General features: G+C 58.7%; 11 protein-coding genes. 6 read left to right on the forward strand and 5 right to left on the reverse strand.

What is annotated here, in order from left to right; all coding sequences use genetic code 11:
* The 5 genes from AC1D35_RS32975 to AC1D35_RS32995 all read left to right on the forward strand — a co-directional run.
* On the forward strand, window positions 1–871 hold an 871-nt coding region (locus AC1D35_RS32975; protein ID WP_477942052.1), incomplete at its 5' end, for an ABC transporter permease.
* Complete coding sequence (locus AC1D35_RS32980) at window positions 868–1,656, forward strand: ABC transporter permease (RefSeq protein ID WP_113300062.1); 789 nt, start codon at window positions 868–870, stop codon at window positions 1,654–1,656. The genes AC1D35_RS32975 and AC1D35_RS32980, both read left to right, overlap by 4 nt.
* Before the next feature lie 12 nt (window positions 1,657–1,668).
* The gene (locus AC1D35_RS32985) at window positions 1,669–2,730 is read left to right on the forward strand and encodes an ABC transporter ATP-binding protein (RefSeq protein WP_113300061.1); all 1,062 of its coding nucleotides are present in this window, start codon (window positions 1,669–1,671) and stop codon (window positions 2,728–2,730) included.
* Window positions 2,731–2,954: 224 nt separating this feature from the next.
* Window positions 2,955–3,260: an NIPSNAP family protein gene (locus AC1D35_RS32990; protein ID WP_113308041.1), complete on the forward strand. Its 306-nt coding sequence runs from the start codon at window positions 2,955–2,957 to the stop codon at window positions 3,258–3,260.
* Window positions 3,261–3,446: 186 nt separating this feature from the next.
* Window positions 3,447–4,325, forward strand: coding sequence for a DMT family transporter (locus AC1D35_RS32995; protein ID WP_477942055.1), 879 nt, complete (start codon window positions 3,447–3,449; stop codon window positions 4,323–4,325).
* A gap of 52 nt (window positions 4,326–4,377) precedes the next feature.
* Here the strand turns inward: AC1D35_RS32995 and AC1D35_RS33000 are convergent, their stop codons facing one another.
* The 5 genes from AC1D35_RS33000 to AC1D35_RS33020 all read right to left on the reverse strand — a co-directional run bounded on the left by AC1D35_RS33000 (window position 4,378) and on the right by AC1D35_RS33020 (window position 9,703).
* Window positions 4,378–5,379, reverse strand: coding sequence for an ABC transporter ATP-binding protein (locus AC1D35_RS33000; protein ID WP_113300059.1), 1,002 nt, complete (start codon window positions 5,377–5,379; stop codon window positions 4,378–4,380).
* 10 nt (window positions 5,380–5,389) lie between these two features.
* Window positions 5,390–6,457, reverse strand: a complete 1,068-nt coding sequence (locus AC1D35_RS33005; protein ID WP_477942058.1) for a Gfo/Idh/MocA family protein — start codon at window positions 6,455–6,457, stop codon at window positions 5,390–5,392.
* Window positions 6,454–7,296 carry a carbohydrate ABC transporter permease gene (locus AC1D35_RS33010; RefSeq protein WP_113300057.1) on the reverse strand — a complete coding sequence of 281 codons (843 nt, stop codon included), beginning with the start codon at window positions 7,294–7,296 and terminating at the stop codon, window positions 6,454–6,456. Before AC1D35_RS33010 ends, AC1D35_RS33005 begins: the two co-directional genes overlap by 4 nt.
* A gap of 13 nt (window positions 7,297–7,309) precedes the next feature.
* Window positions 7,310–8,254 carry a carbohydrate ABC transporter permease gene (locus AC1D35_RS33015; RefSeq protein WP_113300056.1) on the reverse strand — a complete coding sequence of 315 codons (945 nt, stop codon included), beginning with the start codon at window positions 8,252–8,254 and terminating at the stop codon, window positions 7,310–7,312.
* Between the two features lie 189 nt (window positions 8,255–8,443).
* Window positions 8,444–9,703 (reverse strand): ABC transporter substrate-binding protein, encoded by a 1,260-nt coding sequence (locus tag AC1D35_RS33020; RefSeq protein ID WP_477942062.1) that lies wholly within the window; start codon window positions 9,701–9,703, stop codon window positions 8,444–8,446.
* Window positions 9,704–10,232: 529 nt separating this feature from the next.
* Between AC1D35_RS33020 and AC1D35_RS33025 the strand changes: the two genes are divergently transcribed.
* Window positions 10,233–10,514 (forward strand): BadF/BadG/BcrA/BcrD ATPase family protein (locus AC1D35_RS33025; RefSeq protein ID WP_477942064.1); only part of this gene is annotated, 282 nt, incomplete at its 3' end.

Raw genomic sequence — 10,514 nt, forward strand, 5'->3', positions numbered from 1 at the left:
GGTTAGCAGCGCCCCCTTGATCAACAAAGATCGTGTGATCGACTGGCTGGGCATTGCCCCCTTCATTATTTTTTCTCTGCTATTTCTGATCATCCCCACTCTGTATCTTGTAGCGGGCGCGTTTCTGACACCCGATGGCGATTTCACGCTGCAAAATATCAGAGATCTTTTCACGCCATCCATTATGAGCGCCTACTGGATCAGTATCCGCGTCTCGGTCGCGTCCGCTCTTGGCGGCGCGCTCATCGGCTTCTTTCTCGCCTGGGCCGTCGTGCTCGGCGGCCTGCCGAGCGGGGTCCGCGCAACACTGCTGACATTCTCGGGCGTCGCATCGAACTTTGCCGGCGTGCCGCTTGCCTTCGCCTTCCTGGCGACACTCGGCCGCACCGGCCTCGTCACCCTCTTCCTGCGCGACTGGTTCGGCTTCAACCTTTATGGCACCGGCTTCAACCTTCTCTCCTTCTTCGGCCTCACCATCACCTACATGTATTTCCAGATCCCGCTGATGGTGCTGATCCTGACGCCGGCGCTCGACGGCATGAAGAAGGAATGGCGCGAAGCTTCGCAGATCCTTGGCGCCACCAACCGCCAATACTGGACCATGGTTGCCCTGCCGATCCTCTGGCCGAGCCTGCTCGGCACGACGCTGCTTCTGTTTGCGAATGCTTTCGGCGCTATTGCAACTGCCTATGCGCTGACCGGCTCGTCGCTCAACATCGTCCCGATCCTGCTCTACGCGCAGATCCAGGGCGACGTGCTTCACAACGCCAATCTCGGCTATGCGATTGCGCTCGGCATGATCGTCATCACCGGCGTTTCGAATGTTCTCTATCTCATGCTGCGCATGCGCGCTGAACGGTGGCAAAAATGAAGGGACAACGTATCGGCGCCTGGATCGCCATCATCATCGGAGCAACCTATTTCATCGTACCACTTCTCGGCACGCTGGAATTCTCCCTGCGCAAGCGTCGTGATGCCTATTCGTTCGATGCCTATCAGTCTGTCTTTTCAGACATCAGTTTCCGCGAGACGTTCAGCTACTCCATGATGATGGCCGCGCTGACCATCGTCTTCGGCATGCTGCTCGTCGTACCGACCGCCTACTGGGTGCGCCTGCGCCTGCCACAGATGCGTCAAGTCGTCGAATTCATCACGCTGCTGCCGCTCGTCATCCCGGCGATCGTCATCGTCTTCGGCTATATCCAGATGTACAAGTCGTCTTCGTACCTGCCGCTGACCGGCTCCACGACGGGCACCAACATCCTGCTGATGTTCTCCTACATCACGCTCTCGCTGCCCTACATGTACCGCGCCGTCGATACCGCCATGCGCGCCATCGACGTCCGCACGCTGACGGAAGCAGCCGAAAGCCTGGGTGCAAGCTGGACGACGATCATGTTCAAGTGCATTTTTCCAAACGTCATGAGCGGCGTGCTTTCGGGCGCCTTCATCACGCTCGCGATCGTCATGGGCGAATTCACCATGGCAGCTTTGCTCGGCCGCCCTGCTTTCGGCCCCTACCTGCAGCGTGTCGGCGCCAACCAGGCCTATGAACCTTCCGCGCTCGCCGTCATCGCCTTCTCGATCACCTGGCTCAGCATGGGCCTGCTCAATCTCGTTTCCCGCTTTGGCAAAGCCCGCCCGGCTAGGGTATAAGGTATTTGGCTCATGTCCTTTCTTACGCTGACCAACATTCAGAAATCCTTCGGCCAGACCCAGGTCGTCAAGAACTTCAACATGAACATCGAGAAAGGAGAATTCGTCTCCTTCCTCGGCCCGTCAGGCTGCGGCAAGACGACCGTTCTGCGCATGATCGCCGGCTTCGAAACGCCGACCGGTGGCACGCTGACGATCAACGGCAAGGACCAGCGCGCGCTGAAGCCGAACCAGCGCAACATCGGCATGGTCTTCCAGGCCTACGCGCTGTTTCCGAACATGACTGTGCATGACAACGTCGCCTTCGGCATGAAGGTCGCGGGTGCTCCGAAGCCCGAGATCGACAAACGCGTCAAGGAAATGCTCGGCCTCATCAAGCTCGATCATCTGGCAGACCGCTTTCCCTACCAGATGTCCGGCGGCCAGCAGCAGCGCGTTGCTCTTGCCCGCGCCCTTGCCGTCAAGCCGCAGGTCCTGCTGCTCGACGAGCCGCTCTCGGCACTTGACGCCAAGATCCGCGTGTCACTGCGCGAAGAAATCCGCCAGATCCAGCAGTCGCTCGGCATCACCACGGTTTTCGTCACGCACGACCAGGAAGAAGCGCTTTCGATCTCCGACCGTATCGTCGTCATGAACGGCGGCAAGGCGGACCAGATCGGCACGCCTTTCGAGATCTACAACACGCCGGCAACGCGCTTCGTCGCCTCCTTCGTCGGCACGCTGAACCTCATCGAAGCCAAGGTGATCGATCCGGATAGCAACCGGATCCAGATCGGCGATCAGGGTGTGACGCTGAAACAATCCGTCCAGACCTACAAGGCCGGCGACACCGTGCAGCTTGCGCTCCGTCCGGAAGCCGGTTCGCTCGCCGAAGGCACCCAGAGCGACACCGCCCTGACCGGTGAGGTCGTCTCCGCCCACTTCCTCGGTTCGGTCATCCGCACCCGCATGAATGTCGGCGGCAACGTCATCTCCTTCGACATGTTCAACAGCCCCGGTGTTACTCCGCCGGCCGCTGGCGAAACAGTGACGCTCCGCTTCATGGCCGCCGACCTGCTCGTCATCCGCGACTGATCGAAAGAAACCGAAATCAAATAAAGGCGCCGTCAACGCGGCGCCTTTTGCATGCCTGATACCTAATTTTCATGAGCCCCTGCCCCTCTGAATACTCAGGCCAGGGAGATAGCATCGAAACGGAAGGCAGCGTAAGGGAACTGACCAAACGGCTTGCCTCGAATCCTGGCAAGCAATACAGACCGGACGGTCATCCGCTCGGTCGTTCAACAACGGGGTCTTCAATGATTACCTGCCATCTGCGATACGTCATCGACCCCTACAAACTTGCCGAATTCGAACAATACGCTCGGCTCTGGATCCCCATCGTCAACAGGATGGGCGGCGCCCATCACGGCTATTTCCTGCCGTCCGAAGGCGCAAACAATATTGCCGTTGCGCTGTTTTCCTTCCCGAGCCTTGCTGCCTACGAGGATTACCGCATCCGCATGGCAAGCGACCCGGAGTGCCGGGCCGCCTACGAACTCGACAAGCGCAACCGCAGCATCATCAGCTATGAACGCAGCTTCATGAGGCCCGTTCTCGGCTGATTAGGCTGGAACTCGGTCGAGACATATCGATCCGGCTGATAGGGATAAGACAGCACCAAATTCCATCGAATTCATATATATGGATCGTTCCGTTGCTGTAGGCCGCGAGCGCCAGGGATAGAGTGCAAGGCAGAATTCCATTTTCATGGGACAACGGCTTTGCGCACCGAAGCGATGCCACAACCGATGTCGGCGAAGGATTGGGGCCAGCTTGTGCTGCTCGGCGCGCTTTGGGGCGGCTCCTTTTTCTTCGCCCGCATCGCCGTGGCCGAAATTCCGCCGCTGGCCCTCGTGCTTTATCGCGTGGCAATCGCCGCCCTGGTCTTGCATCTATGGCTAAGGCTGCGCGGCACTTCCTGCGCGCCCGTTCTCGCCCGGCCCGGCTCTTTCCTGTTTCTCGCCCTTCTCAATAATGTCATTCCGTTTTCACTGATCTTCACTGGGCAGACAGAAATCGGCGCCGGCCTCGCGTCTGTGTTCTATGCAACCACGCCCCTCTGGACGATCCTTGTGGCAAACCTGCTGACATCAGATGAAAAGATCTCAACCATGAAGATCGCAGGCGTCGCGATCGGCATAGCAGGCGCCGCCGTCATGATCGGTCCAGGGCTTCTATCCAATCTTGGCGGCCCGACATGGGCAAAATTCGCGGTCATCGGAGCCGCCGTCTCCTACGCCTTCGCTGTCGTTTACGCCAAGCGGTTCAAAGGCATAAGTCCGACAGTCGTCGCGACCGGCCAGCTGACATGCGCTACCGTCCTCATGCTGCCAATTGTTTTCTTTCTCTACAGCCCAGCCGAGATCGTCACGTCGGATATTCCCATATGGATGGCGGTGCTGGTTCTCGCGATCCTCACCACCGCCTTCGCCTTCATTCTGTATTTCAATCTCATCGCCTCGGCCGGAGCGACCAATGCTTCGCTGGTGACGCTGCTGGTGCCGGTTAGCGCGATTTTACTGGGCACGGTCTTTCTCGGCGAAAAACTGGAGACGTTCGAGTTTGGCGGAATGATCCTGATCATGGCGAGCCTGATCATCATCGATGGCAGGCTTTTGCGGCGTTGACCCGAACGAAAAAGCCCCGCTCTCCGGCAGGGCTTTTTCATTCCGGGTGCAATCAGCGGATTGCCTGATCGTTCGCATCGAAGCGATGGACGTGACTTCCGTCAGGCGTAGCATAGACGATCTCATCCGGCTCATACTTGTGCTCGCCGAAGAGGCGCGCGGTCAGCAGGCCGCACTGCTCGGATTCCAGATAGACGATGGTGTCAGCGCCAAGATGCTCGACATGCACGGTCTTTGCCTTCCAAGTGCCGCTGTCGCGCGACAGCGTCAGATGCTCGGGACGAATGCCGACCGTCTTTGCCTCTGCATCGCTGACCTTGTCGCCAGGGATGAAATTCATCTGCGGCGAGCCGATGAAGCCCGCAACGAAGGTATTGGCCGGTCGATTGTAAAGCTCCATAGGCGAACCGATCTGCTCGATTGCGCCGGCATTCAGCACCACGATCTTGTCAGCAAGCGTCATGGCTTCGACCTGGTCATGGGTGACGTAGATCATCGTCGCCTTGAGACTGCGGTGCAGGCGGGCGATCTCAAGGCGGGTCTGCACGCGCAGCGCCGCATCAAGATTGGAGAGCGGCTCGTCGAACAGGAAGAGTTCCGGCTCGCGCACGATCGCACGGCCGATCGCCACGCGCTGGCGCTGGCCGCCGGAGAGTTCGGCCGGACGACGCGCCAGATATTGTTCGAGCGACAGCATCGACGACGCCTTGCCGACGCGCTTCTCGATCTCGTCCCTGGCCATGCCGGCCTGCTTGAGGCCGAGGCCCATGTTGTCCTTGACCGTCAGGTGCGGATAGAGCGCGTAGGACTGGAACACCATGGCGATGCCGCGTTTGGCCGGCGGCGTCAGCGTCTCGTCGCGGCCGTTGATGATAACGGCGCCTGAGGTTACATCCTCCAGGCCGGCGATGCTGCGCAGCAGGGTCGATTTCCCGCAGCCGGAAGGGCCGACGAAGATGACGAATTCGCCGTCTTGGACCTCGAGGTCGATGCCCTTCAGCACCTCGTGCTTGCCATAGGCCTTGCGGATGGATTTGAGTTGAAGCGATCCCACTAGTCTTTCCTTATAGTCTAACCGGTCGGCCGGTGCGCACGCTTTCGTCAGCGGCAAGGCAGATGCGCAGCGAAGCCACCGCATCATCCATATGGCGGGTAAGGTCCAGATCCTCGTTGACAGCGCGCAGCACGAAAGCCTGCTCCAGGTCACAAAGCTGCTGATGGCCGGGCTCGCCTTCCATCGTCATGTCCTGATCGGGACGGATGAACTTGCCGTCAGGCCCGGTCTCTGCCGTGTGCAGCCGGATGACGGAGGTCTTGGTATGCGTGTCGATATCGTCCGACTTCGCCTTCGGATCCATGACGATGGAAACGGCGCCATTTGGCGACATCACATCCTTCACGAAGAAGGCGGTCTCGGAGATCATCGGTCCCCAGCCGGCCTCGTACCAGCCGACCGAACCGTCTTCATACAGCACCTGCAGGTGACCGTAATTATACATGTCGGGCGCGATCTCATTCGACAGCCGCAGGCCCATGCCACGCACTTCGACGGCCTTGGCATCGGTGATCTGGCACATGACGTCGACATAGTGAACGCCACAATCGACGATCGGCGAGGTCGTCTGCATCAGCGACTTGTGCGTCGCCCAGGTCGGCCCGCWGGACTGCTGATTGAGGTTCATGCGGAAGACATAGGGGCCGCCGAGCTTCCTTGCTTCCTCGATCAGCTTCTTCCAGGATGGATGATGGCGGAGGATATAGCCGATGACCAGCTTCTTGCCGGCCTTCTTCGCCGCAGCCACGACGCGTTCCGCATCGGCAACGGTTGTTGCCAGCGGCTTTTCAACGAACACGTCACAGCCTGCCTCGAAGGCGGCAACGGCGTAATCGGCGTGGCTGTCGGAATAGGTATTGATCGAGCAGAGATCCGGCTTCAATTCGACAAGTGCGCGCATGAAGTCAGGATGGATCGTGTACTGTTCGAGTTCCGGCGCAAGCTGCGACGGCTTGGAGCGGTTGACGAGACCGACGATCTCGAAGCCCGGATTGTTGTGATAGGCGAGTGCATGGCTGCGGCCCATATTGCCGAGGCCGGCGACGAGAACGCGGATCGGCTTTTCGGATTGGCTCACTTGACGGCTCCCGAGGTGATGCCGCGGATCAGCTGCCGCGAGAAGATGACATAAAGGACGAGGATCGGCAGGATCGCCAGCGACAGCGCCGCCAGAACCGCATTCCAGTTGGTGACGAACTGGCCGATGAAAATCTGGGAGCCGAGTGTCACGGTCTTGGTGGCTTCCGACGGCGCCAGGATCAGCGGGAACCACAGGTCGTTCCAGATCGGGATCATCGTGAAGACGGCAACCGTCGCCATCGCTGGCCGTACCAGTGGCAGCACGAGGCGGAAGAAGATCGCATATTCCGAGAGGCCGTCGATGCGTCCGGCATTTTTCAGGTCATCGGACACGGTGCGCATGAATTCTGACAGGATGAAGATAGCAAGCGGTATCCCCTGCGCCGTATAGACGAGGATCAGCGCCGTCAGCGTGTTGACGAGGCCGCTCGCGACCATGCCCTGCAGGATGGCGACCGTGCCAAGGCGGATCGGGATCATGATGCCGATCGCCATGTAGAGGCCCATCACCATATTACCGCGGAAACGGTATTCCGACAGCGCAAAGGCAGCCATCGCCCCGAACAGCAGCACGAGGAAGATCGCGACGATCGTCACGATGAAGCTGTTCTGGAAATAGGCGGCAAAATCGCCCTGCCCCAGCACCGTCTGATAGCCGACGAGGCTGAAAGTGGAAGGCGTCGGCACCTGCAGCGGCGACCGGAAGATCGCGTTGCGGTCCTTGAGCGAATTGATGATCGTCAGGAACACCGGGAAGATGGCGATCAGCGTGTAGCCGATCAGCGCCAGATGCACGAGGCCGGTGCGGATGGGGGATGTGCGCGCTCTGTTCGACATGGGCTCACACTCCTCAGAACTGGTAGCGGCGCATGCGCCGCTGGATAGCGAAAAGGTAGAAGGACACGCCGGCTAAGATGATGAGGAACATCACCGTCGCGATCGTCGCACCCATGGAGCGGTCGCCGAGCTGCAACTGGAACCCGAAGAAAGTGCGATAAAGCAGCGTCCCCAGAATATCCGTCGACATATCAGGGCCGGCAAGCGCACCCTGCACCGTATAGATCAAGTCGAAAGCATTGAAATTGCCGACGAAGGTCAGGATCGAGATGATACCGATTGCCGGCAGGATCAGCGGCAGCTTGATCTTCCAGAACTGCGCCCAGCCGGTAATGCCGTCGCATTCGGCAGCCTCGATAACTTCCTCGGGAATGCTGAGAAGAGCCGCATAGATCAGCATCATCGGAATGCCGATATATTGCCAATTGGAGATCAGCGACACCGCGACGAGCGCCGGACCGGACTGGCCGAGCCAGGGCGCAAAGGCCCATTTCATACCGACGAGGCTCATCAGCCAGGGCGCAACACCCCATATCGGAGAGAGGATCAGCTTCCAGATGAAGCCGACGATGACGAAGGACAGCAGCGTCGGCAGGAAGATCGCCGTTCGGTAAAAGGCAACGAAGCGCAGCTTCGGTGTCGAAAGGAGTGCCGCAAGCGCAATCCCGATCGGATTCTGCACGCACATATGAATGGCGAAGAAGATCAGGTTATTGCGGAGTGCGTTCCAGAAATCATGTGCCCAGCGCGCATCGCCGAAGAGAACCTTGTAATTGGCAAAGCCAACGAAGGCAGGGGCGCCATCGACGGTATTGTAGAAGGAGAGCCGGAGCGTTTCGATCAGCGGCAGGACCATAATCGCCGAATAGACGATGAATGCCGGAAGAAGGAAGATTCCGATATGCCAGCGTACGGGACGTTTGATCGGTTCAGGAATTGCCGATGTCTGATCGGTCATTACTTGGCTCGCTTTTGGCTTCGTTCTCTCCCTCATCCCTGCTTGTGACAGGGATCGAGCAGCACCGCTTCAGCGGTGCGGGAGACTCTTTCACGCGAAAGACTTTGCGTGGCTAGGTTCCTGCGGCATCCCACGAGGATACAGGAACGAGGGCGGCAACCGGATTGCCGCCCTCCTTCATGCTTTGGCTTACTTGGCCGGCTTGTACCAGCTGTCGAGGCCCTTCTGGAGCTTTTCGGCAGCAACGGCCGGGGTGTCCGTGCCGTTGATGACGTTAGCCGATTCAACCCAGGTCTCGTTTTCGAGGTTCGGCGTGCCGCGCGACAGGATCTGGTAGGTCGAGCGGACGGTCGACTTGTACGGGCCGCGCCAGGAAACGAATTCCTGAGCGAGCGGGTCCGTCATCTTGACCGGGTTGGAGTTCAGGCTGAAGAAGCCCGGCAGCGCATTGGCGTAGATATCCGCGAACTCGGGCGAAGCGACCCAGGCAAGGAACTTCTTGGCTTCTTCCTGGTGCGTGCTCTTCGCGTTCAGGGCAACGCCGATATCCGGATGGTCGGAGATGTAGCCCTGGTCGCCAGCCTTCGGAACCGGCGGCGGGAAGGCGCCCATCTTGAACTGCGCCTGCGTGTTGAACAACGCGATTTCCCACGAACCGGCAGGATAGATGGCAGCGCGGCCGAGAGTGAAGAGGTTCTGGCTGTCCGAATAGGTCTGCGCTTCGAAACCATCGCCGAGATAGGGCTTCCACTTGGCTAGCTCTTCGTAAGGCTTGACCCAGTCGGCATCGGTCAGCTTCTGCTTGCCGGCGATGAGAGCTTCACGGCCGTCCTCGCCCTTCCAGTAGTTCGGGCCGATGTTCTGGTAGCCCATGGTTGCAGCTTCCCAGAGATCCTTCGTGCCCATGGCGAGCGGAATGTAGGTGCCGTCAGCCTTGATCTTGTCGAGGGCTGCGAAGAATTCGTCTTCCGTCTTCGGAATGGCGATTCCGAGCTTGTCGAAGGCATCCTTGTTGTAGATGAAGCCGTGGATGRCCGAAGCCATCGGCACGCAGAAGGTCGACTTGCCGTCGTCGGTCGTCCAGGCGGCCTTCGCCACCGGCGAAAAGTTCTCCATCCCCGGCAGATCGTTCAAGCTCGTCAAATTACCGTTCTTAAACAGCGCCAACGACTTGTCGAAGGGGCGGCAGGTGATGATGTCACCGGCGCTGCCCGCATCGATCTTGGCAGAGGTTGCAGCATCGTATTCTGTCGGCGCGGTCGGCGAGAAGACGAGCTTGATGCCCGGGTTCTTGGCTTCGAAAGCCGGGATGATCTTCTCCTGCCAGATCTGCAGGTCATCGTTACGCCAGCTTTCGATCGTCAGCGTGACATCGGCGGCATGAACGAGACCGGCTGACGACAGCAGGCTGGAGGCCAGCAGCAAGCTTTTCAGAGCAGTATTTTTCATTTCCCTCTCCTGTTTTAAGCGCCGCTAGGCGCTGTTTTCGATCTGAAACAAGCAATTGGGGTGTCTGAGGAAGCACCCAACGCCCCTTTTTGAGCCGCCAAGATTGCCGGCCCGAAGCTCTATCGACACGGAAGATGATCCCTTCCGGCCTGATGGTGCGCCCTCCCGATACGCTGAACCGGGCGCCTGAAAAATAAGAGAAAAGCTAAAGATGCCTCGCATATCCGCAAGCCTTGCCGGCCCTGCGGATCACTGTCTGCACCTTTCTCGAAACCTGGCCGGCGCGATTTTTCTTTGCCGGTTTTCACATGCCTCGATACGCTGTTCCCTTTTCCGGAATTAAGGCCAAAAAAATACCAATTGTCCAGCCGAAATTAACTTCTGGACGCGAGAAAATTCATAAAAAATTTTTATTGTTTAAAATCAACTGGATAAAAACAAGGAATTTCCCTGACCATTTCCGCTTGGTAAATGGTATTTTTTTGGTATTGTATGAAAAACACAAGGGAACAGCGTATCCGGAGGTCCGATGACGGAACTTGCAATCGGCATAGATGGCGGCGGAACAAGCTGCAGAGCCGCAGTCGCGGACAGAATGGGCAAGGTCATCGGCCACGGCAAAGCCGGGCCTGCCAATATCCTTTCCGATCTGGAAAACTCTCTCGTCAATATCGTCGAATCCGCCCGAGCGGCTCTCAGCGACGCAGGATTAAAAAGTGAAACCGTTTCCACCGTCTCCGCAGTGGTCGGCGTCGCTGGCGCCAATGTCGGCGATTACGGCAAGCGCATCGAAAAGGCCCTGCCCTTCAAG

The organism is Rhizobium sp. P1_E6 (assembly GCF_056405875.1).